We start from the raw sequence: 24,271 nt of genomic DNA, 5'->3' as shown, positions 1-24,271 counted from the left end.
GCGGTTTTCCCGGGAAGAGCGCGTAGCGCTTTCCCTTCGGAATTGCGTAAGAAACAAAGACACAGAGCGGAACCAATAATCCGCTCTAACCGGGAGAAAACCAATGACCACCATCGGCGAAGCATTGATTTCGCTACTCGAGGCCCATGGCGTCGACACCGTGTTCGGCATCCCCGGCGTCCACACGGTCGAGCTCTATCGGGGCCTGGCGAGGTCGAAGATCCGCCATGTCACGCCGCGCCACGAACAGGGCGCCGGCTTCATGGCCGACGGCTATGCCCGCGCCAGCGGCAGGCCGGGCGTCGCCTTCGTCATCACCGGGCCGGGGCTGACCAACACCATCACCGCCATGGGCCAGGCGCGCGCCGATTCGGTACCGATGCTGGTGATTTCTGGCGTCAACGCCACCGATACGCTCGGCAAGGGGCTCGGCTTTCTGCATGAATTGCCTGATCAGCGCGGCATGATGGAGAAGGTGGCGTTGATGTCGGTACGCGTCACCGGGGCCAGCGAGTTGCCCGGTGCGTTGGCGCGGGCCTTCGCCCTGTTTTCCTCCTCGCGGCCCGGTCCTGTGCATATCGAGATCCCGACCGACGTCATGGTCAAGCCGGCGGACGGCATCGCCGCCCTGCTCAGCAATGCGGCGCCTCCGGCACCGAATGATGCGGCAATTGTGAACGCGGCCAAGCTCATCGCCGCCGCGCGCCGTCCGCTGATCCTTGCCGGCGGCGGCGCCAGGAAGGCGGAAGCCCCGCTGCGGCGCCTCGCCGAAAGGCTGGGCGCTCCCGTCGTCGAGACGACCAATGCGCGCGGGTTGCTGCACCGCCATCCGCTCTGCGTACCGGCAAGTCCGAGCCTGAAGGCGGTTCGCGCGCTGATGGCCGATGCCGATCTGGTGATCGCCGCCGGCACCGAATTCGGCGCGACCGACTATGACGGCTATGGCGACGGCGGCTTTGTGCTGCCTTCAAACCTGATCCGTATCGACATCGGTGCCGACCAGCTTGCGCGGCGCCCGGTGACGGTCGCCATCCAGGCTGACTGCGCCGAGGCGATCGAGGCCCTGCTTGCGGCGATCGATCCGGCCCACAGCGCCGGTGAAGATGGTCATGGCCGCGCCGCGACGGGGCGAAAGGCCGCCTTTGCCGAGTTGAGCCCGGCCTATGCGGCGCAGGTGCACGCCGTGGAAATGATCCGCGATGCCTTGCCCAGGGCCATCATTGTCGGCGACTCGACGCAGCCGATTTACGCCGCCAACCTCTATTACGACCACGACCGGCCTGGCGGCTGGTTCAATGCCGCGACCGGCTTCGGCGCGCTGGGCTATGGCCCTCCGGCGGCGATCGGCGCGGCACTCGCCATGCCCGATGCACCGGTTGTCTGCCTGACCGGCGACGGCGGCTTCCAGTTCACCTTGCCGGAGATAGCCGTAGCGCTGGATTCCGAAGCGCCTGTCATCTTCGTCGTCTGGAACAACAGGGGCTATCGCGAGATCGAGACCTCGATGCTCGATGTCGGCGTGGAACCTGTCGGCGTGTCGCCGGCCCCGCCCGATTTCTGCAAGCTGGCCGACGCCTATGGCATTGGCGCCGAAAGGCTGGCCGACATCGACGCCTTGCCACAGGCGCTGAAGCACGCCCGGGCAACGGGACTGCCGCGCGTGATCGAAATCACGGTCGTTTGAACCATCCAGGCTGGCCTTGGTCCCCCGTCCCGAAGCGGATCATTCGCCGGCTTAGTCCTGAAAGGCATGGGCTGCTTCCGGGTGGCTTCGCTATTCGACGATGTCCTGACGCATGCAAAGACGTGACGGCTGCCATGTCGAGATATCGGTTGAGTGATCGGCTGAAAGGCGCGACGCTTCGCGTCGGCGCGGCAAACCAACGACAAAAGTCATAAAAAAGACAGGAGCGGTCCAGGATGATGGAAACACTTGAAGGCAGGCATATCGTTGTGACCGGGGGAACCGGCGCGCTCGGTGGGGCGGTGGTCGGCAGACTGCTGGAGCAGGGCGCGATCTGCCATGTGCCGAACGCGCACGCCGCCGCGCCTTCACATTTCCCCTTCACCGCGCATGACAATGTGAAGCTGGCGCACAATGTCGACCTGTCGGACTCCGCCAAGGTCGAAGCCTTCTATTCCCAGGTCCCCGCCTTGTGGGGATCGATCCATCTGGCGGGCGGCTTTGCCAAGGCACCGGTGGAAAAGATCGAATCGGCATCCTTTGCCGAGATGATGGACACCAACGCCCGCACCACCTTCCTGTGCAGCCGCGCGGCTATCCGCTCGATGCTGGCGTCGGGCTCTGCCGGCCGCATCGTCAACGTCACCGCGCGCGCCGGGCTCGACCCCAGGCGCGGCGCCGGGATGGTCGCCTACACCGCCAGCAAGGCGGCGGTGGCCGCCATGACGGTGGCAATGGCGGAAGAGCTCAAGGCCAATGGCATCCTGGTCAATGCCGTCGCCCCCTCGACGCTCGACACGCCGGCAAACCGCGCCGACATGCCGGATGCCGATTTCACCAAATGGGTCAGCCTCGAAGCGGCCGCTGAAGCAATCGCCTATCTCGCCTCGCCCACCAACCAGGCGATGAGCGGAACGCTGGTGCCGCTCTACGGACGCGCTTAGTGCATGTCGCCCGGAAGTGTCCTCGGTTCCGGGACAACGACATGCAAAATCAGAAGCTTACAGCAGGTCGGGCGAATCCTAGTCGCCGCGACATGCTGTAGCCGGCCTCCGACAGCATTCGTCAAAGAAAAACCCCGCCGGAGCGATCCGGCGGGGTTTTGTTTTCAAGGCTGCGAGAAGAGCTTAGCTGCCCTGCTTCTTCAGCGCGGCACCCAGGATATCGCCCAGCGAAGCCCCGGAGTCGGTCGAGCCGTACTGGGCGACCGCTTCCTTCTCTTCGGCGATTTCCAGCGCCTTGATCGAGACCTGCAGCTTGCGGGTCTTCTTGTCGAAGGCGATGACGCGGGCGTCGACCTTCTGGCCGACGGTGAAGCGCTCGGGGCGCTGCTCGTCGCGATCGCGGCTGAGGTCGGAGCGCTTGATGAAGGTCTCGATGCCGCTGTCGACCAGCCGCACTTCCAGACCGCCATCCTTGACGCCGATGACTTCGCAGGTGACGACCGCGTTCTTGCGCAGTTCTCCGCTCGTCGCTGCTTCGCCGACCGTGTCCTTGGCCAGCTGCTTGATGCCGAGCGAGATGCGCTCCTTGTCGATGTCGACGTCGAGCACCTGCGCCTTGACCATGTCGCCGCGATTGTACTCCTCGATGACCTGCTCGCCCGGACGGGTCCAGTCGAGATCGGACAGGTGCACCATGCCGTCCACGTCGCCCTCGAGGCCGATGAACAGGCCGAACTCGGTCTTGTTCTTGACCTCGCCCTCGACCTGGCTGCCGACCGGATGGCTCGAGGCGAAAGCCTGCCACGGATTCTCCAGCGTCTGCTTGAGGCCGAGCGAGATGCGGCGCTTGGCCGGATCGACCTCGAGCACCACCACGTCGACTTCCTGCGTCGTCGACAGGATCTTGCCGGGGTGCACGTTCTTCTTCGTCCACGACATTTCCGAAACGTGGATGAGACCCTCGATGCCCGGCTCCAGCTCGACGAACGCGCCGTAGTCGGTGATGTTGGTGACGGTGCCCTTGATCTTCTTGCCGATCGGGAACTTGGTGCCGATCTCGGACCACGGATCGCTCTCGAGCTGCTTCATGCCGAGCGAGATACGGTGGGTTTCCTGGTTGATGCGGATGATCTGCACCTTGACCGTCTGGCCGATGTTGAGGATTTCGGTCGGATGGTTGACGCGGCGCCAGGCCATGTCGGTGACATGCAGCAGGCCATCGATGCCGCCGAGGTCGACGAACGCACCGTAGTCGGTGATGTTCTTGACGACACCCTCGACAACCTGGCCTTCTTCGAGGTTCTGCACGATTTCCGAACGCTGTTCGGCGCGGCTCTCCTCGAGCACGGTACGGCGCGACACCACGATGTTGCCGCGACGGCGATCCATCTTGAGGATCTCGAAAGGCTGCGGGTTGTGCATCAGCGGGGAAACGTCGCGGATCGGGCGGATATCGACCTGGCTGCGCGGCAGGAAGGCCACGGCGCCGTCGAGGTCGACGGTGAAGCCGCCCTTGACCTGGTTGAAGATGACGCCTTCGACGCGCTCACCCTTGGTGAACTTCTCTTCGAGACGGACCCAGCTCTCTTCGCGGCGGGCCTTCTCACGCGAAAGCATCGCTTCGCCAAGCGCGTTCTCGATGCGCTCGACATAAACTTCGACGGTGTCACCGACCTTGAGAGTGGTGTCCTTGCCCTTGACGCCGAATTCCTTCAGCGGCACGCGGCCTTCGACCTTGAGGCCGACGTCGATGATGGCCATGTCCTTTTCGATCGCGGTGATCGTGCCCTTGACGACCTGACCTTCGCCGGAGTGGCCGGCGGTGAATGATTCTTCGAGCAGGCTCGCGAAATCATCGCGAGTGGGATTTGCAGCTGACATTGTTTCTCCTGGAGTGCCCCGCATCTCAAGCGGAACGGGCGCCGTGGGTTAGCGTTGCGTTGGCCTGCCGGCGTTCCGGGCTAAAAGCCCTGGGCCGCTTTTGGGCGGCAATTCCGGCGCATGAAGAATGCTGGCAGGCTGGTTCGTGCCCGATATGGGTATTTTCTTCGCCTCCGGCAATCGGAAGCAGCATGAAAACCCGGATCAGGCCTTGTTTCTCTTGGCCAGCACGTCGTCGATGACAGACATGGCCGCGAGAAACGCGGCTTCTATAGCCATTTCGCTGGTATCAAGCAAGTGCGCGTCGGCGGCCGGCTTCAAGGGCGAGTCGGCCCGGCCCATGTCGCGCTCGTCGCGGCGTTGGATATCGGCAAGGATTTCGGCGAAATTGGCGGTGCCGCCGATGCTTTCGATTTCGGCCAGCCGGCGTTGTGCCCGCACTTCGGCGCTGGCCGTCACATAGAGCTTTATGTCGGCGTCGGGACATACGATGGTGCCAATGTCGCGGCCGTCAAGCACCGCACCCGGCGGCGTCCTGGCGAAGTCGCGCTGCTTTTCGACCAGGATGCGGCGCACGGTCGGGAAAACCGCGATCTTCGAAGCCGCTTCGCCAACCGCATGCGCCGACAGCACCGCCCGGTCGAGTTTTGCCAGATCGACCTGGCGGGCAGCGGTCTCGGCCGCCGAGACATTGTCGAGCGGCAAGCCAAGCCGTAACAGTGCGTACGCCACCGCGCGGTAAGTGAGGCCGGTGTCGAGCAGGTTCAGCCGGTAGTGGTCGGCGAGCCGCCGCGCCAGCGTGCCTTTGCCGGCACCGGCGGGTCCGTCGATGGCGATGGTGAAGAACTGAGTCATGAACGACAACAAGCCGAGAACCGGCGTCAATGCAATATGCCACCAGCGGTTCGAACGAGTTAGCGCTAGTGCCGAGCAGGCTGCGAATTTGTTCTAAAAACAGAAAATACCAAGCCCAGTATATGCCCGAAAAAATACACGCTGAGGATCGCATAGCCACCCATCACCAACAATATGGCGCTTGAGGCCAGATAAGCTCGGGCTGGCTCAAGTATCCAGCCGAAATGCAGGCCATATGAGCAGCCAATGGCTCCGCACGAAGAAGCCATGCTTGGTATGGTCAGTCCGATCCATAGGGTTGCGGTCAAACCAAGGCGCACCCATGAATAGTTTCGATCTTTCATAGCCTTGGCAACGGACATCGCCTTCGCAATTGTCAAAACTGCACCAGCTATTATCGTCGAGACTAGGAAACTCATGGCTCTCTCCAATGTTCACTCGACCTTGAAGGGCCGGCCTTAAAGAACAATTGAGTCGGCAGCCAAATTTGACGACAATTCTGGGTTTACGATATCTCCGCGCCAAGTCCCTTCATCAACCCCATGAACTCCGGAAAGCTCGTCGCGATCATCGCCTGGTCGTCGATCGTCACCGGCTTCTCCGTCGCCAGTCCCATCACCAGAAAGCTCATGGCGATGCGGTGGTCGAGATGGGTCTCAACGGTCGTGTCCCGCCCGTTGGGATGACCGCCCAGACCCTTGCCGCCCGGCTGGCCGCGCACGGCAAGCGAAGCTTCGCTCTCGGTGCAGTCGACGCCGTTGAGCTTCAACCCGGTGGCCACCGCCGACAGCCGGTCGGATTCCTTCACCCGCAGTTCTTCCAGCCCCTGCATCAGCGTCTCGCCCTCGGCGAAGCTCGCGGCAACGGCCAGTACCGGATACTCGTCGATCATCGACGGCGCCCGCTCGGGAGGCACGGTGACGCCTTTCAGTTCGGAGTAGCGCACGCGCAGGTCGGCGACGTCCTCGCCGCCGGCATTGCGCGGGTTCAAGATGTCGATCTGGCCGCCCATCTCCTGCAGCGTGAGAAGCAGGCCGGTGCGGGTCGGGTTCATCAGCACATTTTCGATCGTGATGTCCGAGCCCGGTACGATCAGCGCCGCCACCAGCGGGAAACCCGCCGATGAAGGGTCGCCCGGCACCGCGATGATCTGGCCGGTCAGCTTGCCCTGGCCTTCGATGAAGATGTGGCGCGCGCCGCGCTCGTCGGTCTCGACCGACAGATTGGCGCCAAAGCCTTTCAGCATCTTTTCGGTATGGTCGCGCGTCATCACAGGTTCGATCACCGTGGTGATGCCTGGCGTGTTCAGCCCGGCCAGCAGCACCGCCGACTTTACCTGCGCCGAGGCCATCGGCACGCGGTAGGTGATCGGTGCCGCGTGTTTTGGGCCATGCAGCGTGATCGGCATACGGTCGCCAGGCGTGGCTTTGAGCACCTGCACGCCCATCTGGCGCAAGGGTTCAAGCACGCGCCCCATCGGCCGACCGGATAGCGAAGCATCGCCGATGAAGGTCGTCTCCATGTCATAGGTGCCGACAAGGCCCATGGTCAGCCGCGAGCCGGTGCCGGCATTGCCGAAGTCGAGCGGTCCTTCCGGCTGCAGCAGCGCGCCGTTGCCGGTACCGCGGATCACCCATTCGGCGCCGTGCTTCTCTATATGCGCGCCCATCGCCTTCATGGCCGCCCCCGTGCGCATCACGTCCTCGCCCTCGAGCAGGCCGGTGATGCGGGTTTCGCCGGAGGCGAGCCCTCCGAACATGAAGGAGCGGTGCGAGATCGACTTGTCGCCCGGCACGCGGGCCGTGCCGGAAAGGGCTGGTGACTTGCGGGCGGTGGCCGGCTTGGCAGCGGCGGCGTGAGACATGGAATTTCCCTGGACGGATTGCCGGCTGACCGGCGCTTTTCATTTGTTGCGGCGGTCTCGTATCACGGCGAGGCGAAATGGTCATCCCCATGGTCGTCACTTGGCGCGAAGCCTTTCAATGCTTGGTTTGTGACGCCGGCTTTTCGCTTTGACAGCGCTGCAAACTGTGGTTAAGGGGACCACTCTTTTATTGACGAGGCTTGGCCGTGGTAAAAACCGAACTTGGCACAAAACGCATCGACCCTGAAACGGGCCGGAAATTCTACGACCTGAACAAGGACCCGATCGTCTCGCCCTATACCGGCAAGAGCTATCCACGTTCCTATTTCGATGAAGGCAAGATCGCCGCCGTCGAGGAGGAGGAGGAAGTGGCCGAGAAGGAAGTGGACGCCGAGGACGAAGAGGGCGTCGAGGTCGTCTCGCTCGAAGAGGCGGAAGACGATGCCAAGAGCGACGATCTTCCCGATCTCGGCGACGACGAGGATGACGTCGACCTGGGCGACGACGAGGATGACACCTTCCTCGCCGACGAAGAGGAAGAAGAAGACGACGTTTCCGACATGATCGGCGTCGGCGACGACGACGACGAGGTCTGACAAGGTCTCGAACGCGAGCCTTTGCCGGCTTTCACCGCCTGTGAAGAAAAAGCCGCCGATGAAGGCTTGATATCTGGGAAAGGCGGGGTTAGAAGCCGCCTGCACTAACGGCGCGGTCTTCCAACCCGCGCCGATCTCTCGCCGGAAACGGCGCCGGCTGACTGCCGGGAGTGGGGCCATAGCTCAGTTGGGAGAGCGCTTGAATGGCATTCAAGAGGTCGTCGGTTCGATCCCGATTGGCTCCACCAAACAGTTTCCGGGGCGTTTAAGACAACCCTTTGATTTCAAGGTATTGCTTTGAAATGTACTGATCTGGCGCGACGTCTCCAGCTTCGCGGTGACGTCTGACTTGGGTTGCGTATCCGGATGCCCATTCACCAAATCAGGGACGACCGAACTCGAACGGTCACGGAACGTCGGCGTCGAATTCGATGGCAAATCCCGCATCGATCGCGCTTCGCGCTATGTGGTCGCCAAGTTCCCAATCCGTGAGCTCGCAAAGCGGAAAAATCTTTCTCACGGCGCGGATAACCTCGGATAGCGAAACGCTGGGGCTGTCAACATTGTCGATCAGGTAGCGGACAATGGCCTGGCGAACGTCCGGGGAAACAGTCCTCTGCGCCAGCGCGGACATCTCCGGCCTACGAATGGAGACGCGGTGCTGAGCCATCTGGCTCGGCTGCGTCGAAAGCGACGGGCACCATGTGAGCGATGCAGGCCGCCGCCAGCATTTCCTCCAATTCGTGATCGGTGGCCTTGCATGCCGGCATAAGAGTTCGGATGGCGCGGATTGCTTGTGCAATGGAGAGAAAGCGGGCCTTGCCCCTGGAAAGGACATAGGCTTCGGCCGCTCCTTCCACCGTGATGGTGTGAAACGTATTGGTCATCAAGAATGCCTCCCTGAAATCCAAGCCAATGCTACTTTCGGCCAACATCCGGCGGTCTTCAAGGCTCTGTCCGATTCCGGACAGTCAGCCGGCGATTCCGAAGTGACGCTGCTCCTCCTCGCCATATGCGCCGTCCGTGAGTTTTATCATTCCGGTGCGGTCGACGATCGTGATCTCGCCGCGCTTGGCGTGGACCAGCCCTCGATATTCAAGCATCTGGAGAGCCGTGGTAACGCCGGGACGTCGGGAACCAAGCATGGTCGCCAGAAATTCATGCGTCAGGTAGATTTTGTCTCCCTCGATGAGGTCGTCGACCATGAGCAACCAGCGGGCCAGCCGTTCCTCGATTTTCGATTGGCTGTTGACCAGCGCCGTGCGCGATGACTGGATCAGGAACGCGTGGGCGTGCCGAAGCAGTGACGGCTGAAGGGTCTGGCTTTCGGCAATCGCAATGCGAAGATGTTCAGCCGGCAGACGCCAAGCAATGCTGGCGAGTTGAATGTAAGTTTCGTTGGGAGACCGGTCCTGGCCGAGAACGACCGCAACACCCGTCATGCCATGGCGGCCGATAATGCCGACTTCGCTTTGCCGCCCCCCGGTCATTAGGGCGACCACGGACGCGATACCCGTCTCGGGGAAATAGACGTGCTCGATCGGCTGATACGCGATCTCCAGCCGGGCTTTGATGGCCAGTTCGACGTGATGCATCGATGGCCGTAAAAGCGCGAAATCCTCAGGCGTGAGGGTATTCAAAACATGGTTGCGAAAAGTGGATTGAGGCATGGCACTTCTCCCTGACGGGCAAGAGCGCGTACCTCTCACTGTCGGCTGCACCCGGATAAATGGCGGCCGATGGTTGAGTTTACGCTCCATAGGCGGGCTTGGCAAATAATTGCGCCCGCGTCGGGCGAGGCCAGCCCAAGACCATTCTTCCTGCGACGGAACGCCATTCTTTTTCGACGGAACGAAGGAGCGGCTTTGGGCCCCGTCCCGTCACCACTCGGCGAAGGAGCCGTCCTTGTGGCGCCAGATCGGGTTGCGCCAGCGGTGGCCTTCCTTGGCTCGCTCCTTGACATAGTCCTCGTCGATCTCGACGCCCAGCCCCGGGCCGCCGGGAATGGCGACATAGCCATCCTCGTAGCGGAAGACATCCTTGTTGGCGGCGTAGTCGAGCAGGTCGTTGCCGGCGTTGTAGTGGATGCCGAGGCTCTGCTCCTGGATGAAGCAGTTGTAGCTGACCGCGTCGAGCTGCAGGCAGGCGGCGAGTGCGATGGGTCCGAGCGGGCAATGCGGCGCCACCGCCACGTCATAGGCCTCCGCCATCGCCGCGATCTTGCGGCACTCGGTGATGCCGCCGGCATGCGACAGGTCTGGCTGAATGATGTCGACGATGCCTTCCTCGAACACCGACTTGAAGTCCCAGCGGCTGTAGAGCCGCTCGCCCAGTGCGATCGGCGTCGAGCCGAGGGCGGCGATCTCCTTCAGCGCCTCGCGGTTTTCGCTGAGCACCGGCTCCTCGATGAACATAAGCCTGTAGGGCTCCAATTCCTTGACCAGGATGCGCGCCATCGGCCGGTGCACGCGGCCGTGGAAATCGACGGCGATGCCGACGTTGGGCCCGACTGCCTCGCGCACCGTCGCGACGCGCTCGACGGCGGCATCTATTCTGTCGTGGCTGTCGACGATCTGCAGTTCCTCGGTGCCGTTCATCTTGAGTGCCAGGAAGCCGCGCACCACCATTTCCTTCGCGCCCGCCGCCACCTCCGCCGGCCGGTCGCCGCCGATCCAGGAATAGACCTTGATGGTGTCGCGCAGCCTGCCGCCGAGCAGTTCATGCACGGGCACGCCAAGCGCCTTGCCCTTGATGTCCCACAGCGCCTGGTCGATACCGGCAATGGCGCTCATCAGGATCGGCCCACCGCGATAGAAGCCGCCGCGATGCATCACCGTCCAGTGATCCTCGATCAGGCGCGGATCCTTGCCGATTAGATAATCGCCAAGCTCCTTGACCGCCGCTTCGACGGTCAATGCGCGGCCCTCGACCACCGGCTCGCCCCAGCCGGTGACGCCGGCATCTGTCTCGATCTTCAGGAACAGCCAGCGTGGCGGAACGATGTAGGTGGTGAGCGAGATGATTTTCATGCGCGGTCTCAGTTGTTCTTGAGTTTCTTGGCGCTGACGAGGTCGCGCGCCGCAAGGTCGAGGATCCGGTTGGCCGCACCCCGCGCCGCCTCGGCATCGCGCATGCGCAGTGCCTCCACCACTTCTCGGTGCGCCGCCACGGCTTCCATGCGCCGGTGGAGCGAGATGGTTGCCGTCGCTTCCAGCGAGAATTTCAGCCCTGTGTCGATCAGATTGCCGATCTGGCGAAAGATCGGATTGTGGCTCGCGGCATAGACGATCTGGTGGAAAGCGATGTCGCTGCGCGAGAAGGCGGCGAGGTCTTCGCCGGCATTAGCCATGCCGCGCCATGCGGCTTCCAGATCGGCGATCTCCTGCAGTGTCGCGCGCGTGGCGGCAAGCTCGGCGACCAGCGGCTCGATGGCCCGGCGTGTTTCCAGAATGGCATCGAACAGCTTATCGTCCAATGCATGCGGCGCATGCCAGGTCAGCACCTGGGGGTCGATGATGTTCCAGTCATCCTCGTTGCAGACGATAGTGCCGACGCGCGGCCGCGACAGCACCAGGCCCTTGGCGGCGAGAACCTTCAAGGCTTCGCGGATCACGGTGCGGCTGACGCCATACTCGACGCCGAGTTCGTTTTCGGTGGGCAGCGAAGAGCCGGCCGGATAGCGTCCGGAAAAGATGTCGGAGGCAATGGCCTTCGTCACATCGGGCATGACGCGCGGGCGGCGCGTGGCCTTGTCGGCTGAAGCCTTCTTCGACGTTTCGGTCACCTCAGCCCTCCTCCAAGGCGGCGAGCCCACTGACTTCGCACAACCGGCCCGGCCTTACCGGATGCGGATGATTTGCGCCAGCGATCCCTGGTCAGAGCATGTAGCTTAATTATCATACCAGATCAATTGACGAGTATGATAAAACCGAATACAGACTCCGGCACCCGGGCCGAGCGCCCGGCCTATCGCTGGGAGGTAATCATGCGACTTTTGAAGACCGCGCTCGTCGCGGGCGCGCTTGCCGTGCTGTCCGTCACGACCATTGCTGCGTATGCTCAGGACACCAAGATCGGCTTCATCGTCAAACAGCCCGAGGAGCCGTGGTTCCAGGACGAATGGAAGTTCGCCGACCAGGCCGCCAAGGAAAAGGGTTTTACCCTCGTCAAGATTGGCGCCGAGGACGGTGAGAAGCTGATGTCGGCGATCGACAATCTCGGCGCCCAGGGCGCCCAGGGCTTCATCGTCTGCACGCCCGACGTGAAGCTCGGCCCCGGCATCGTCGCCAAGGCGGCCGCCAACAATCTCAAGCTGATGACCGTCGACGACCGTCTGGTCGGCGCTGACGGCAAGGCGCTGGAAGACGTGCCGCATATGGGCATCTCGGCCACCAAGATCGGGGAGGCGGTCGGCCAGGCGATCGTCGACGAAATGAAGGCACGCGGCTGGAAGGCCGACGAGGTCGGCGCGATCCGCGTTTCCTATGACCAGTTGCCGACCGCCGTCGACCGCGTCGAAGGCGCCATCTCGGTGCTGAAGGCGAACGGCTTCAAGGCCGAGAACATCTTTGACGCCCCGCAGGCCAAGACCGACACCGAAGCAGCCCTCAACGCCGCGACGGTGGTGCTCAATGCCCATGCCGACATCAAGAAATGGGTCTCTTTCGGCCTCAACGACGAAGCGGTGCTCGGCGCCGTGCGTGCTTCCGAAAGCGTCGGCATCCCTGCTGATGGCATGATCGGCGTCGGCATCGGCGGCGCGGATTCGGCGATCAACGAATTCAAGAAGCCGACCGCCACCGGCTTTGTCGGCACGGTGATCATCTCGCCGAAGCGCCATGGCTACGAGACGGCGCTCAACATGTATGACTGGGTCGCCAACAACAAGGAACCGGAGAAGCTGATCCTGACCTCCGGCGCGCTCGCCAAGCGCGATGACTACCAGAAGGTCCGCCAGGGCCTCGGCATCGAATAATCCTCCCTGTACAAACAGGTGGCGGCCCCATGCCGCCGCCTGTTTGCCGTGGCATAAGAAGGATCGACGCACGTGTCCTTTCTCGAATTTTCGCACATCACCAAGACCTATCCAGGCGTCAGGGCGCTGTCGGACGTCTCGTTCGGCATCGACAGGGGCGCCGTGCATGGGCTGATGGGCGAAAACGGCGCCGGTAAATCGACCCTGATCAAGATCCTGTCCGGCGACCAGCATGCGGATGAAGGCGAGATACGCATCGACGGCAAGGTCCAGGCCTATGCCTCGACAAGGGATGCTTTCGACAATGGCGTCATCGTTATCCACCAGGAACTGCAGCTCGTCCCGGAACTCACCGTCGCCGAGAACCTCAGCCTCGGCCGCTTTCCCGCCAGTGTCGGCGTCATCGCGCGCGGCAAGATGCTGGAAGAGGTCGGCGCCAAGCTGAAATCGGCCGGCATCGACATCGATATCAGCCGCAAGGTCAAGACGCTGTCGATCGGCGAACGCCAGATGGTCGAGATCGCCAAGGCGATCATGCTCGATGCGCGTGTCATCGCACTGGACGAGCCGACATCGTCGCTGTCCTCGCGCGAAAGCGAAATCCTGTTTGCCCTGATCGACCGCCTGCGCGGCGAGGGCAAGGTCATCATCTATGTCTCGCATCGGCTCGACGAGGTGTTCCGCCTCTGCGACAGCCTGACCGTGCTGCGCGACGGCAAACTCGCGGCGCACCACGCATCACTGAAAGGCGTCACCCGCGACCAGGTCGTCGCCGAAATGGTCGGTCGCGAAATCTCCGACATCTGGGGTTTTCGGCCACGCAAGGCCGGCGGCATCAGGCTGAAAGTCGAAGCTATCTCCGGGGCAAAACTGAAGACGCCGGCCAGCTTCGAGGCCCGCGCTGGCGAAATCGTTGGCTTCTTCGGCCTCATCGGCGCCGGGCGCTCGGAACTGATGCGGCTGGTCTTCGGCGCCGACCCGCGGTCGGGCGGCACCATGACGGTGGATGGCAAGACGATCCATGCCAGCGACCCGCATGGCGCGATCCGCGCCGGCATCGTGTTGTGTTCGGAAGACCGCAAGCATGACGGCATCATCCAGGGCCGCTCGATCGAGGAGAACATCAACATCTCGTCGCGGCGCCATCACGCGCGCTTCGGCATCTTGAACCGCGCTAGTGAGATCGCCACGGCCGAAACCTTCATCAAGAAACTCAAGGTGCGCACCCCCTCGCGCAAGCAGGACATCATCAATCTTTCTGGAGGCAACCAGCAGAAGGTCATCCTTGGCCGCTGGTTGTCGGAGCAGGGTGTACGGGTCCTCATCGTCGACGAGCCGACACGCGGCATCGATGTCGGCGCCAAATCCGAGATCTATGAACTGCTCTACCAGCTTGCCGAGGACGGCATGGCGATCGTTGTCGTCTCGTCCGAACTGCCGGAGGTGATGGGCATTTGCGACCGCATCCTGGTGATGTGCGGCGGGCGCATCAACGCCGGTCTTACACGGGAAAAATTCGCCGAAAAAGCGATCCTGGCCGCGGCACTTCCCGACACCAAAACCCCCGACGCGATCGCATCCTGAGGACCTGACATGACCGATCAGTTGAAGAAGATCCTGCTCGGCGAACAGGGGCTCGTCGTCATCTTCGTCGTTGCCTTCGCGCTGGTCTCACTGCTGGTTCCCAATTTCCTCACCGACCGCAACATGCTTGGCCTGCTGCAGTCGGTGGTCACGGTCGGCATTGTCGCCTGCACCATGATGTTCTGTCTCGCGGCGCGCGATTTCGACCTGTCGGTTGGCTCGATCGTCGCCTTTGCCGGCATGGTCGCGGTGATGGCGTCGAACTACACTGGCTCGATCCTGCTTGGCCTCTTGGCGGCGGTCGCATGCGGCGCCTTCGTCGGCTTCATCAACGGCGTCGTTATCGCCAAATTCCGCATCAACGCGCTGATCACGACGCTGGCGACCATGCAGATCGTGCGTGGCTTGGCGCTAATCGCATCCGACGGGCGCGCCGTCGGCATCAACAGCCCGGATTTCTATCAGCTCGCGCTGTCGAAATTCTTGGGCATACCGACACCCGTCTGGATGCTGGCCGTCCTGTTCGGCATTTTTGGCTTCGTGCTCAACCGCACCGTCTTCGGCAAGAACACGTTGGCCATTGGCGGCAATCCCGAAGCGTCACGGCTTGCCGGCGTCAATGTCGACAGGACACGCATCTGGATCTTCGCGCTGCAAGGCGTCGTCTGCGGCATCGCCGGCATCTTGCTGGCCTCACGCATCACCTCCGGCCAGCCCAATGCGGCGGTCGGGCTTGAGCTCTCGGTCATCTCGGCCTGCGTGCTCGGCGGCGTGTCGCTTGCCGGCGGCCGCGCCACAATGTCGGGCGTCATCGTCGGCGTGCTGATCATGGGCATCGCCGAGAATGCCATGAACCTGCTTAACATCCCGGCCTTCTACCAGTACATCGTGCGCGGCGTGATCCTGCTGCTCGCCGTACTGCTCGACAATCTGCGCTCGTCGGCTTTGGGCCGGCGTTGATCATCTTCGACTGGAGGGACACCCATGGCTGAGCGCCTGTCCGGCAAACGCATCTTCCTGACGGGTGCCGCGCAAGGCATCGGCCTCGCCATCGCCGAGGCTTGTCTTGCCGAGGGTGCGAAATTGTTCATTGTCGATCAGGACGGCACGTTGCTGGACAAGACCGTCGCTGGCCTTGCGGCACCCAAGGGGCATCTCGGGCATGCGGCAGCCGACATCAGCGACGGCGCGGCGATAAAAGCAACCGTTCATCGGGCGGACGCCGAGATCGGCCCGATCAACGCGCTGATCAACAATGCCGGCATGAACGTCTTTTCGACGCCGCTCGAGGCCACCGAAGAGGAGTGGAACCGCAATTTCGATGTCAACGTCAAGGGCGCCTGGAACTGCAGCAAGGCGGTGCTGCCGGGCATGCTCGCAAATGGCGGCGGCGCGATCCTCAACATCGCCTCGACCCACAGCTTCACCATCATCCCGCACACATTCCCCTATCCCGTCGCCAAGCACGCCCTGCTTGGCCTGACCAAATCGCTGGCCCTTGAATATGCCGGGCAAGGCGTGCGCGTGAACGCGCTCGCGCCCGGCTATGTCGCGACGCAGAAGGCCATCGATTACTGGAACAGCCTTCCCGATCCGGCGGCGGCGCGCGCCAACACCATGGCGTTGCATCCCGGCGGTCGCATCGCCTCCGCGCGCGAGATCGCGCTGGCCGCCGTGTTCATGATTTCCGACGAGTGCCCGTTCATGAACGCGGCGACCCTCGTCGTCGATGGCGGGCTGAGCCAGCTTCAGCATCCCGCTTGAACGCCTGGAAAGACCGTGACCATGAGACGATCGCGGCCGTGGGCCCGATGGCGAGCTCGAGATCGTGCCGAGACAGGCACGCGTCATCAATCTGCCGGCCTTCAGGCCGATACAAAGCCTCATTCTCTTCACGTGCGATCGTGTCCGGTCGCGGGTTTTCAGCCGAGAAGGTCGGCGGCGACTTCGAGCGTGTTGCGGAACGACGTCTCGAGGTGGTTTTCCATCGCCTGTGCCGCGCCCTCGGCATCGTGTCGCTTCAGGGCGTCGAGAATGGCTTCGTGCTGCTCGATCGTCTGTTCGCCATAGCCGGGCTTTGGAATGGCGAGGTAACGGCCGCGGTCCATCTGCGCCTTCGAGATGTCGACCGCCCGCCAGATCATCGGAAGGCCACAGATTTCGGCAATAGTGCGATGGAAGACATCGTCGAGCTGGATCGCGGTCGCGTATCTGCCGCGCGATATGGCAAGCCTGTGCGCCGCCATATTGTCCTCCAGCAGTTCGGCGGACGCCGGCGTGAGCTTGACGGCCGCGCGCCTGGCGCTCTCCATCTCCAGGGCCCGGCGGATGACATAGGCTTCCTCGAGATCGGCGCGGCTGATCGGCGCGACATAGGTGCCGGTCTGCGCCAGGATCTTGACCAGACCTTCGTCGCTGATGCGCTTGACCGCTTCCCGCACGGGCGTGCGCGAGACGCCGAGCGCCTCCGCGATAGCCACCTCGTTGATCACTTCCCCCGGCTTCATCTGTCCGACGACGATCAGGTTGCGGATCTTCTGATAGATCTGATCGCGGAGCGGCAGCGCCCGATTGAGGCTCGAAGGGTCCAGGTCCATGGCAAATCCATAGCTTCGTTCACCGGAAATGGTCGGATTATATTAGAATGTAAATCGGAATGCAGCCAATGAGAGGTGGTCTCTGTCGACAAGCGCGCTCGATCTTTTCGGGCGGCATCGAGAATTCGTGCGCCTGCGGGCGCAATCGAGGACGACTGCAATGCCGTTGCCCAGCTATGCCTTGGGAGCGATGGAAGCCTCGGTCTACGCGAACTGGCCGGCACGCGCTCGACGCTGGCCGAGCACAATCTCGATCGCCATTGGCGCAACGCCCGCACGCACACGCTGCACGATCCGGTGCGCTGGAATATTCGATCCTCGGCAAATATTTCCTCAACGGCGAAAATCCGCCGCTGCACGCCTGGAGCTGATTTATCACCGGCGGCCGGGACGAGCGGCACCGTTGAGCTAAGTGGCTTCGCCCCTGTCGGCTATCCCGGGTGAAAGCTTACCCGCAATTTACGACCATCGGTTACATCAGTTCCTGTCTGATTCGCCCGGGACAGGAACATCATGAGCAAAGCCCTCACATCCTTCGCACTGGTCGCGGTGCTGACCGCCTTGCTCATGGCGCTGAGCCTGGCGGTGGCAAGGCACGGTTATCCCTATGGCGCGATCGGTGTGAGGCGGCTTGACGGCATCGCCGATGCCAGCACGTTCATTCCACTTGCAGCGGTCTATTTCTTCAGCGCCCTGCTGATGATGATCCTGCCGATCAGGGCAGCCAGCATTGTCCTGACCAACGCCGCGGACGCGGTCTTCTGGACCGTCATCGTGCTGTTCGCGGCCATCCTTGGCTGCCTCGTCGCCAGGTGGGCGTTCGGTCAGCGGGATGTCTTGTGGGCGGTGTTGAACTGGCGCTTCCTTTTTGCGGCTGCGATCATCGGCTGCCATTTCGTCATGAACGAGTTGCGCCGCAATGTGCTGCTGCGCAGCCTGTTCTTCGTGGTCTTTGCCGCCGCGACGCTGGCCTGCCTGTTCTGGTCGTTTACGCTTTGAGCATGATCAGCGCTGGCTAATTTTCGGCGGCGATGTTGCCGACATAGATGCGCAGCTTGCTTCCAGGGGATGGCTACCGGGTGCGGGGGACGGTCTTCTCGACGTAGCGCGAGAAATCCTCGATATCCTGGCGCGAGGGCTCCCGGCCGGTGAAGCTGCGCAGATAGGCGGCAACATGCGGCAGGCGGCTGCTCATCGGCTCGTTGAGTTCCAGCGAATAGTAGCCGATCTGCATGAAATAGAGCACGCGAGCGCGCACGAACGCGTCTTCCTCCTCATAGCCATGACGCATGAACATGTCGCGTATGGCATTGACGCGTTCTTCGTCGGCCTCATCGAGCGCACGCCGGATGGTCGGGGAGCGGCGCGCCCAGGCCCGGATCGCGAAATCCAGCCGGGGGTCGAACAGCTTTTCGTCCACCCAGCATTCGAAAATGCTCATCACCCCGCGAATGACAGTCGCGGAAGGGCGTTGGGCGCGCTCGACGATGAATCGGGTATTGGTCTGTCGCCAGTGGTCCAGCAACTGGTCGAGCAGGTCCTGGCGGCTCTTGAAATACCAATAGAAGCTCGAGCGCGAGACGTCGAGCTGCTGGCCTAGCGTCAGCACACGGACGCGTTCGACGCCATCCGAGATCAGGGTTTCAAGCGCGAGCTTCAGCCAGTCGTCCCGAGTGGCCTTGATGTTGCCGGTGGCGCCGGCACGCTGGATCGTCGTCTCGGGTGCTGCCATCAGCACGACGCTTGACACGCCGCATCGGGCAAATCAAGGTCGTGGACATATCTGTACAGGGCAATTCGACCTTGACCCGGAGCGCTATCCACCGATGTTAACCGGATTGGTTGTCGACGCGGCACTTGTCGCCGCAGCAACGAAGGCATGAGCGCGGCCCGGGGACTTTTGTCGCGCCCTTCGAGCCCAGTGCGTGCTTTCCCGCAACGCAATTGTCTGGCAAATACCCCTTCAGACAGATGCGGCCGCGCGGCCAGCAAGCAGGAAGGCAAGGACATGACAGCGTTTCGAAAGAACCTCATCGATGGCGAATGGGTCGGCGATGCCGGGTCCCGCAACATCAACCCTTCGGATACCGGCGACGTCGTCGGCGAATATGCCTCGGCGGGCGTCGAACAGGCGGGCCAGGCGATAGCGGCGGCCAAGGCGGCGTTTACGGCGTGGTCGCGCTCCGGTCCGCTGGCCCGTCATGCGGTGCTGAAAAAGGCGGCCGACGAGATCATGGCGCGCAAGGACGAACTCGGCCGCAATCTTGCGCGCGAGGAAGGCAAGACGCTGGCCGAGGGAATTGGCGAGACCATTCGCGCCGCCCAGATATTCGATTTCTTTGCCGGCGAAACATTGCGCCTGTCGGGAGAGGTGGTGCCAAGCGTGCGGCCGGGCGTCGGCGTCGAGATCACGCGCGAAGCGGTCGGCGTGGTCGGCATCATCACTCCATGGAATTTCCCCATCGCCATTCCCGCCTGGAAGATCGCTCCGGCGCTGGCTCACGGCAACACCATCGTCTTCAAGCCGGCCGAACTCGTTCCCGAGAGCGCCTGGTCCATCGTCGACATCCTGCATCGCGCCGGCCTGCCCAAGGGCGTGCTGAACCTCGTCATGGGCAAAGGCTCGGTGGTCGGCCAGGCAATGCTCGACAGCCCCGACGTCAACGCCATCTCCTTTACCGGCTCGGTGGGAACCGGGAAGCGCGTCGCCGCGGCAAGTGTCGAGCACATGCGCAAGTTCCAGCTCGAAATGGGCGGCAAGAACCCGCTGGTCGTGCTCGACGATGCCGATCTCGCGGTCGCCGTCGATTGCGCGCTGAACGGCGCCTTCTTCTCGACCGGCCAGCGCTGCACGGCCTCGTCGCGTTTGATCGTCACCAACGGCATCCACGACCGTTTCGTCGACGCGCTCAAGGAGCGCATGGAAAAGCTGGTGATCGGCGATGCGCTCGACGCGCAGACCCAGATCGGCCCGGTTGTGGACGCGACCCAGCTCAAGCAGGACGAGGACTATATCGCCATCGGTGTCCGGGAAGGCGCCACGCTCGCCTTCGGCGGCGAGCGGCTCGACCGCAAGACGCCGGGTTTCTATCTCAAGCCGGCGCTGCTGACCGAGGCCACCAATGCCATGCGCAGTTCGCGCGAGGAGATTTTCGGCCCCGTCGCCAGCGTCATCCGCGTCCAGGACTATGACGAGGCGCTTGCCGTCGCCAACGACACGCCGTTCGGGCTGACCTCGGGCATCTGCACCACGAGCCTCAAGCACGCCACGCATTTCAAACGCAACTCGGAAGCCGGCATGGTGATGGTCAACCTGCCGACGGCGGGTGTGGACTTCCACGTTCCCTTCGGCGGGCGCAAGGGCTCGAGCTTCGGCCCGCGCGAACAGGGCCGCTATGCCATGGAATTCTACACCACGGTAAAGACCGCTTATACGTTCGCGGGATGAGTTGGCGCGCCGGCTGACGGGCCGGCGAACCGTCACCTCACCAGAAACCGGACCGGTGCAAGCGATGACGTTGCAGGACCTGACCTGGCTCAACCCGCCGCCGCATCACGCCATCGAAGGTGATGGCGTGCGTGTGCGCACCGGCAAGGAGACCGATTTCTGGCGCGAGACCTTCTATGGTTTCTGGCGCGACAACGGCCACTTCCTGTCTGGGCGGGTCGAGGGCGACTTCACCGCCGAGGTCACCGTCAAGGGCGACTACAAGGTGCTTTACGACCAGGCCGGGCTGATGGTCCGGCTGAGCGAAACACACTGGATCAAGGCCGGCGTCGAATACACCGACGGCCTTGCCTATGTCTCCGTCGTTGTCACCAACGACACCTCGGACTGGTCGCTGGTGGCCATTGCCGCTGGCCCGGACGGCGTCAGGATCCGCCTGACCCGCCACGGCGAAGCGATCCGTGTCCAGTATCTCGACGCTTCCGACGGTCATTGGAAGCCGGTGCGGCTCGCCTATTTCCCGATCTCGAAGATGGTCGATGTCGGCATGATGTGCTGTTCGCCGCAGCGTGAAGGTTTCGAGGTCACGTTCTCCGGATTTTCGGTCGGCCCACCGATTGCGCGGGACCTGCACGACTGACGCCCGCAAACTATCTGGAGCCTCTGCGCGAGGAGCTTCGGCGGGCGGCCGCCCCACAACGGGACGTGTAGGATTTCTAGCTTGGGCAGGCCGACCGGCCGGATGCCGAGGTCGTTGGCAAGGAGGCGCCACGAATCGAGCAGCATCCGGTCGTTCCTTTCGGGATTTTCGACGAGCTCCACACCAGGCAATCCGGCAGCGTCCGCACGGTTGCCTCGGGGATCGTCGGATAGACGCTGTCGGTCGCGGCTTCGGCGGGCAGTACGTTGGGAATTCCATTAAGCGACATCGATCGGCACCTTGTGCCGAAAGACCGATCAGCTTGTCGCAGTGGTTCTTGGGGTTATCGCCTGGACCATGCCAGCCAGCGCGCCGCCAGGCGCCTGCGCAAGGAGGTGAACCGTGTCCGCCTGTAGGCGTCGCCCGCCATCTTGATGCCTTGCGTCTGTGTCGGGAAAGGATGGATGACATCGGCCAACGCATGCAATCCCATGCCCGATCGGATAGCGAGGGTCACCGTGTTGATCATCTCGCCGGCATGGCTGGCGACGACCGTCGCCCCCAGGATACGGTCGGATCCCTCCCTGACATGGATCTTGACGAACCCTTCCTCCTCGCCGTCCATCACGGCGCGGGCGACGTCGTGCATCAGCACGGTGTAGGTCTTGACCGGAATGCCGTTGCCGCGCGCCTCCAGGGGGTAGAGACCGACATGGGCGATCTCCGGATCGGTATAGGTGCACCAGGGAACGACGAGTTCGCTGAGCCTTTCGCGGCCGCGAAACAAGGCATTGCGCACCACAATGCGCGCCGTTGCCTCGGCGGTGTGGGTGAACTTGTAGTCGAGGCAGACGTCGCCCGCCGCGTAGATGTGCGGGTTGCTGGTTCGCAGATAATCATCCACCTCGATGCCGCTGGCATCATACGCCACGCCAGCCTCTTCAAGGTCGAGACCCGCGATATTGGGTGAACGGCCGACGCCGGTGATGATCTCGTCCACCGAAATCGTCGTCGTGTCGCCATCCCGCATCAGGTCGGCGAGCTTGTTTGCCCCTTCCCTGCGCACCGCCACCACTTCGGTGTTCAGGCACACCTCCACCCCCTCGCGCGCCAGCGCATCCGAAAGGATCTGCGCGGCGTCGCGTTCCTCGCCGGGCAGGAACATCGGATCGCTCTGCGCCAGGATGACTTTCGCGCCGAGCAGGCAGAAGGCCTGCGCCGTCTCGCAGCCAAGCGGCCCACCGCCGATGACGAGGAGCCGCGGCGGGCATTGCGTAAGGTCGAACATCGTCTCGTTGCTGAGATAACCGGCTTCGACCAGTCCCGGAATGGCAGGGAAGGCCGGATGCGCGCCTGTCGCAATCAGCGCCTTCTTGAAATGCAGCGTGCTGTCCGCGACCATGACCGTATCGCGTCCGGCAAATCGCGCCTGGCCGAAATAAAGATCGATTCCTACCGAAACCAGGCTCGCGGCAGAATCGGCACGGCTGATCCGCTGCCGGATCTGCCGCATCCGTGTCATTGCCCGTTGAAAATCGACACGAAGATGGTCCGGCGGGTCGCCGCCAAAACTCTCGGCATCGCGCATGTCGGCATAAAGCCTGGCTGTGCGGATGATCGACTTCGACGGAATGCTACCGGCATTGACGCAGGCGCCGCCGATCAGCCCACGCTCGATCAGCGCCACCTTCGCTCCAAGGCTCGCCGCGTCACGCGCGGCGGTCAACCCTGCCGGCCCGGCGCCGATGACGACGAGATTGTAGGGGCCGTTCGGGATCGGGTTCTTCCAGTGCGGGGGATGCGCGCCCCTGATCAGTTCGACGTCGTTGCGGTCGACGGGGAAGGCGGCGGCTCTCGTCGGTTCACCTGACATCGCGCGCCCCGGTTGCCGGCCGCGACAGCCACCCGCCGGTGAAGCCGGCCTTGCCCAAGCCGCGACGGATATGGGGATTGGAGCGCATGAGCTCCCAGATCAGGCCGGAACGGTGGTTTTCGATCATCATCACCGCAATACCCTGGTCCAGTCCGAAATGGCCTTCCGACACCCAGCCGTTGCGGCCGAATTTTCGCCGGTTGGCCAATGTCGGGTTGAAACCGCTCGGCAGCCGGAAATTGTCGATCACGTCCGGGTAACGATCGACGAGGTGGCGTAGCGCCGCCAGGCAGATATCCGGCGCGAAAGGCAGCGACGCCGGATAGGACCATGGCGCGATCGTACCGTCATCCGGACCGAAAGGCGCGCCGCGCGCCGCATAACCGGAAAACCGGTGGCGCCGTCGCTCCACGCTGGCGCGGAAGCCGCCTGGTCCGTCGCCTGCCGAAAGGCCCCACAGGTTCTCGCCATAGCCGTCAAAGCCGTAAGGATTGTGCCGGGCGTAATCGCGGTGAAGGTGTGTCGAGCGGCGGCTGTTTTCAAAATAGTCCGAATTCTTCTCGCGCATGAAAGCGTCGCGGATGCCGGCGAAATCGATCCAGGCATGTGAGAACTGGTGCATGAACAGCGGCCCGCCATAGAGCACGTCGTGGCCGTAGATGTTTTCCCATTGATAGGTCGCCGTCCAGGCCTCGTAGCTGCCGTCGGAACTCGGGTGGTCCGGTGAGGCCATGGACAGCACATAGAGGATCGTCGCCTCGTTGTAGCCTTCCCAGCCATAGTGTAGAAAGCCGCTCCTGGCCTTCCAGCCCTGGCGGAGCGTCGGGCTGCTGCCTTGCGCCCATCGCCAGTCGACGCGCCTGTAGAGCGCCTCGGTCAGTTGGCGGATTTCGGCCTCATCGCCATTGTCCCCGGAAAAATAGGCGCCCGCCACCAGCATGCCGGCGATCAGCAAGGCGGTGTCGACCATCGACAGCTCGCAGCGCCAGACGCGCAAACCAGTCCGCATGTCGAGGAAGTGGTAGTAAAAACCCTTGTGGCCGGTGACGTCGTGGCCGCTGCCTTGCGTGCTGGTCTGGAAGAAGCGTAGCGCCGCAAGGGTCAGCCTGGCAGCCGCGTCGCGCGCTATCCAGCCACGTTCGACGCCGATCGGATAGCAGGACAGGGCGAAACCGACGACGGCGATGCTGCACGGTGAATTGGGCCGCGACGTGTCGGCGACCAGCCCGTTGTCGGGATTCACATTCTCCAGGAAATAGCCGAAGGCGGCGCGTTGATAGCGGTCCAGAAGCTCGTCATCGGCCAGCGCGGCGGGATCTGCTCTAAGCAA

At 63.0% G+C, this 24,271-nt stretch carries 23 protein-coding genes, 1 tRNA gene and 1 pseudogene; 12 read left to right on the top strand and 13 right to left on the bottom strand.

Features of this window, described 5'->3' with window-relative positions; genetic code table 11:
• Positions 1-103 precede the first annotated feature (103 nt).
• Both O7A60_RS00400 and O7A60_RS00395 read left to right on the top strand, forming a co-directional pair.
• Positions 104-1,684, top strand: coding sequence for a 5-guanidino-2-oxopentanoate decarboxylase (locus O7A60_RS00400; protein WP_337104520.1), 1,581 nt, complete (start codon positions 104-106; stop codon positions 1,682-1,684).
• 236 nt (positions 1,685-1,920) lie between these two features.
• Positions 1,921-2,628, top strand: coding sequence for an SDR family NAD(P)-dependent oxidoreductase (locus tag O7A60_RS00395; protein WP_027142833.1), 708 nt, complete (start codon positions 1,921-1,923; stop codon positions 2,626-2,628).
• 183 nt (positions 2,629-2,811) lie between these two features.
• Here O7A60_RS00395 and rpsA read toward each other — a convergent pair whose 3' ends face one another.
• The 4 genes from rpsA to aroA form a co-directional block, all read right to left on the bottom strand.
• The gene (gene rpsA, locus O7A60_RS00390; RefSeq protein WP_008872513.1) at positions 2,812-4,509 is read right to left on the bottom strand and encodes a 30S ribosomal protein S1; all 1,698 of its coding nucleotides are present in this window, start codon (positions 4,507-4,509) and stop codon (positions 2,812-2,814) included.
• Between the two features lie 204 nt (positions 4,510-4,713).
• Positions 4,714-5,364, bottom strand: coding sequence for a (d)CMP kinase (gene cmk, locus O7A60_RS00385; protein WP_337104519.1), 651 nt, complete (start codon positions 5,362-5,364; stop codon positions 4,714-4,716).
• 65 nt (positions 5,365-5,429) lie between these two features.
• Positions 5,430-5,783: a hypothetical protein gene (locus O7A60_RS00380; RefSeq protein WP_337104518.1), complete on the bottom strand. Its 354-nt coding sequence runs from the start codon at positions 5,781-5,783 to the stop codon at positions 5,430-5,432.
• Positions 5,784-5,869: 86 nt separating this feature from the next.
• Complete coding sequence (aroA, locus tag O7A60_RS00375; RefSeq protein WP_337104517.1) at positions 5,870-7,228, bottom strand: 3-phosphoshikimate 1-carboxyvinyltransferase; 1,359 nt, start codon at positions 7,226-7,228, stop codon at positions 5,870-5,872.
• A 206-nt stretch (positions 7,229-7,434) separates the two neighbouring features.
• Between aroA and O7A60_RS00370 the strand changes: the two genes are divergently transcribed.
• Positions 7,435-7,824, top strand: coding sequence for a TIGR02300 family protein (locus tag O7A60_RS00370; protein WP_027142837.1), 390 nt, complete (start codon positions 7,435-7,437; stop codon positions 7,822-7,824).
• A 172-nt stretch (positions 7,825-7,996) separates the two neighbouring features.
• Positions 7,997-8,072, top strand: a tRNA-Ala gene (locus O7A60_RS00365).
• A gap of 158 nt (positions 8,073-8,230) precedes the next feature.
• Here O7A60_RS00365 and O7A60_RS00360 read toward each other — a convergent pair.
• From O7A60_RS00360 to O7A60_RS00340, 5 genes are all read right to left on the bottom strand, one after another.
• A complete protein-coding gene (locus tag O7A60_RS00360; RefSeq protein ID WP_337104516.1) occupies positions 8,231-8,458 on the bottom strand; it encodes a hypothetical protein in 228 nt (75 codons plus the stop codon).
• A gap of 7 nt (positions 8,459-8,465) precedes the next feature.
• Complete coding sequence (locus O7A60_RS00355) at positions 8,466-8,759, bottom strand: hypothetical protein (RefSeq protein ID WP_337104515.1); 294 nt, start codon at positions 8,757-8,759, stop codon at positions 8,466-8,468.
• A gap of 36 nt (positions 8,760-8,795) precedes the next feature.
• A complete protein-coding gene (locus tag O7A60_RS00350) occupies positions 8,796-9,494 on the bottom strand; it encodes a Crp/Fnr family transcriptional regulator (RefSeq protein WP_337104514.1) in 699 nt (232 codons plus the stop codon).
• A gap of 210 nt (positions 9,495-9,704) precedes the next feature.
• A complete protein-coding gene (gene dgoD / locus O7A60_RS00345; RefSeq protein WP_337104513.1) occupies positions 9,705-10,853 on the bottom strand; it encodes a galactonate dehydratase in 1,149 nt (382 codons plus the stop codon).
• A gap of 8 nt (positions 10,854-10,861) precedes the next feature.
• Entirely contained in the window at positions 10,862-11,551 is a 690-nt protein-coding gene (locus O7A60_RS00340; protein ID WP_337104872.1) for a FadR/GntR family transcriptional regulator, read from the bottom strand.
• Between the two features lie 258 nt (positions 11,552-11,809).
• Between O7A60_RS00340 and O7A60_RS00335 the strand changes: the two genes are divergently transcribed.
• The 4 genes from O7A60_RS00335 (at position 11,810) to O7A60_RS00320 (ending at position 16,147) form a co-directional block, all read left to right on the top strand.
• A complete protein-coding gene (locus O7A60_RS00335; RefSeq protein WP_013891527.1) occupies positions 11,810-12,799 on the top strand; it encodes an arabinose ABC transporter substrate-binding protein in 990 nt (329 codons plus the stop codon).
• Between the two features lie 72 nt (positions 12,800-12,871).
• Positions 12,872-14,383, top strand: a complete 1,512-nt coding sequence (araG, locus tag O7A60_RS00330) for an L-arabinose ABC transporter ATP-binding protein AraG (protein WP_337104511.1) — start codon at positions 12,872-12,874, stop codon at positions 14,381-14,383.
• Between the two features lie 9 nt (positions 14,384-14,392).
• A complete protein-coding gene (gene araH / locus O7A60_RS00325) occupies positions 14,393-15,343 on the top strand; it encodes an L-arabinose ABC transporter permease AraH (RefSeq protein ID WP_337104510.1) in 951 nt (316 codons plus the stop codon).
• A 24-nt stretch (positions 15,344-15,367) separates the two neighbouring features.
• Positions 15,368-16,147, top strand: a complete 780-nt coding sequence (locus O7A60_RS00320) for an SDR family oxidoreductase (protein WP_337104508.1) — start codon at positions 15,368-15,370, stop codon at positions 16,145-16,147.
• Positions 16,148-16,305: 158 nt separating this feature from the next.
• Here the strand turns inward: O7A60_RS00320 and O7A60_RS00315 are convergent, their stop codons facing one another.
• Positions 16,306-16,980 (bottom strand): GntR family transcriptional regulator, encoded by a 675-nt coding sequence (locus O7A60_RS00315; protein WP_337104507.1) that lies wholly within the window; start codon positions 16,978-16,980, stop codon positions 16,306-16,308.
• 204 nt (positions 16,981-17,184) lie between these two features.
• Here O7A60_RS00315 and O7A60_RS00310 point away from each other — a divergent pair.
• Together O7A60_RS00310 and O7A60_RS00305 are read left to right on the top strand one after the other, a co-directional pair.
• Positions 17,185-17,351: pseudogene (locus tag O7A60_RS00310) on the top strand (SfnB family sulfur acquisition oxidoreductase); the annotation flags it as partial.
• Between the two features lie 142 nt (positions 17,352-17,493).
• On the top strand, positions 17,494-17,979 hold the full coding sequence (locus O7A60_RS00305; RefSeq protein ID WP_337104506.1) for a hypothetical protein: 486 nt from the start codon (positions 17,494-17,496) through the stop codon (positions 17,977-17,979).
• Positions 17,980-18,052: 73 nt separating this feature from the next.
• Here O7A60_RS00305 and O7A60_RS00300 read toward each other — a convergent pair whose 3' ends face one another.
• The gene (locus O7A60_RS00300; RefSeq protein ID WP_337104871.1) at positions 18,053-18,712 is read right to left on the bottom strand and encodes a TetR/AcrR family transcriptional regulator; all 660 of its coding nucleotides are present in this window, start codon (positions 18,710-18,712) and stop codon (positions 18,053-18,055) included.
• Positions 18,713-18,988: 276 nt separating this feature from the next.
• Here O7A60_RS00300 and O7A60_RS00295 point away from each other — a divergent pair, with 276 nt between their 5' ends.
• Together O7A60_RS00295 and O7A60_RS00290 are read left to right on the top strand one after the other, a co-directional pair.
• Complete coding sequence (locus tag O7A60_RS00295; protein WP_337104505.1) at positions 18,989-20,428, top strand: aldehyde dehydrogenase family protein; 1,440 nt, start codon at positions 18,989-18,991, stop codon at positions 20,426-20,428.
• A 64-nt stretch (positions 20,429-20,492) separates the two neighbouring features.
• The gene (locus O7A60_RS00290; protein ID WP_337104504.1) at positions 20,493-21,068 is read left to right on the top strand and encodes a DUF1349 domain-containing protein; all 576 of its coding nucleotides are present in this window, start codon (positions 20,493-20,495) and stop codon (positions 21,066-21,068) included.
• Between the two features lie 343 nt (positions 21,069-21,411).
• On the opposite strand, the gene O7A60_RS00285 is transcribed toward O7A60_RS00290, so the two are convergent.
• Both O7A60_RS00285 and O7A60_RS00280 read right to left on the bottom strand, forming a co-directional pair.
• Positions 21,412-22,941, bottom strand: a complete 1,530-nt coding sequence (locus tag O7A60_RS00285; RefSeq protein ID WP_337104503.1) for a mercuric reductase — start codon at positions 22,939-22,941, stop codon at positions 21,412-21,414.
• Positions 22,931-24,271, bottom strand: a complete 1,341-nt coding sequence (locus tag O7A60_RS00280) for a glucoamylase family protein (protein ID WP_337104502.1) — start codon at positions 24,269-24,271, stop codon at positions 22,931-22,933. Before O7A60_RS00280 ends, O7A60_RS00285 begins: the two co-directional genes overlap by 11 nt.

Origin of the sequence: Mesorhizobium salmacidum (SeqCode) (assembly GCF_037179605.1) — a bacterium.
Classification (GTDB): domain Bacteria; phylum Pseudomonadota; class Alphaproteobacteria; order Rhizobiales; family Rhizobiaceae; genus Mesorhizobium; species Mesorhizobium salmacidum.
The sequence above is the reverse complement of the archived record's forward strand: the minus strand, read 5'-3'. Positions and strand labels throughout refer to the sequence as shown.

Bases quoted from the DNA above. Each gene is read 5' to 3' on its own strand.
- araH (WP_337104510.1), top strand. From the start codon at position 14,393: ATGACCGATCAGTTGAAGAAGATCCTGCTCGGCGAACAGGGGCTCGTC.
- O7A60_RS00285 (WP_337104503.1), bottom strand. From the start codon at position 22,941: ATGTCAGGTGAACCGACGAGAGCCGCCGCCTTCCCCGTCGACCGCAAC.
- O7A60_RS00300 (WP_337104871.1), bottom strand. From the start codon at position 18,712: ATGGCAGCACCCGAGACGACGATCCAGCGTGCCGGCGCCACCGGCAAC.
- cmk (WP_337104519.1), bottom strand. From the start codon at position 5,364: ATGACTCAGTTCTTCACCATCGCCATCGACGGACCCGCCGGTGCCGGC.
- O7A60_RS00355 (WP_337104515.1), bottom strand. From the start codon at position 8,759: ATGTTGGCCGAAAGTAGCATTGGCTTGGATTTCAGGGAGGCATTCTTG.
- O7A60_RS00350 (WP_337104514.1), bottom strand. From the start codon at position 9,494: ATGCCTCAATCCACTTTTCGCAACCATGTTTTGAATACCCTCACGCCT.
- aroA (WP_337104517.1), bottom strand. From the start codon at position 7,228: ATGTCTCACGCCGCCGCTGCCAAGCCGGCCACCGCCCGCAAGTCACCA.
- O7A60_RS00360 (WP_337104516.1), bottom strand. From the start codon at position 8,458: ATGTCCGCGCTGGCGCAGAGGACTGTTTCCCCGGACGTTCGCCAGGCC.
- O7A60_RS00380 (WP_337104518.1), bottom strand. From the start codon at position 5,783: ATGAGTTTCCTAGTCTCGACGATAATAGCTGGTGCAGTTTTGACAATT.
- O7A60_RS00315 (WP_337104507.1), bottom strand. From the start codon at position 16,980: ATGGACCTGGACCCTTCGAGCCTCAATCGGGCGCTGCCGCTCCGCGAT.
- O7A60_RS00340 (WP_337104872.1), bottom strand. From the start codon at position 11,551: ATGCCCGATGTGACGAAGGCCATTGCCTCCGACATCTTTTCCGGACGC.
- O7A60_RS00295 (WP_337104505.1), top strand. From the start codon at position 18,989: ATGACAGCGTTTCGAAAGAACCTCATCGATGGCGAATGGGTCGGCGAT.
- dgoD (WP_337104513.1), bottom strand. From the start codon at position 10,853: ATGAAAATCATCTCGCTCACCACCTACATCGTTCCGCCACGCTGGCTG.
- O7A60_RS00395 (WP_027142833.1), top strand. From the start codon at position 1,921: ATGATGGAAACACTTGAAGGCAGGCATATCGTTGTGACCGGGGGAACC.
- O7A60_RS00400 (WP_337104520.1), top strand. From the start codon at position 104: ATGACCACCATCGGCGAAGCATTGATTTCGCTACTCGAGGCCCATGGC.
- O7A60_RS00320 (WP_337104508.1), top strand. From the start codon at position 15,368: ATGGCTGAGCGCCTGTCCGGCAAACGCATCTTCCTGACGGGTGCCGCG.
- O7A60_RS00335 (WP_013891527.1), top strand. From the start codon at position 11,810: ATGCGACTTTTGAAGACCGCGCTCGTCGCGGGCGCGCTTGCCGTGCTG.
- rpsA (WP_008872513.1), bottom strand. From the start codon at position 4,509: ATGTCAGCTGCAAATCCCACTCGCGATGATTTCGCGAGCCTGCTCGAA.
- O7A60_RS00305 (WP_337104506.1), top strand. From the start codon at position 17,494: ATGAGCAAAGCCCTCACATCCTTCGCACTGGTCGCGGTGCTGACCGCC.
- O7A60_RS00290 (WP_337104504.1), top strand. From the start codon at position 20,493: ATGACGTTGCAGGACCTGACCTGGCTCAACCCGCCGCCGCATCACGCC.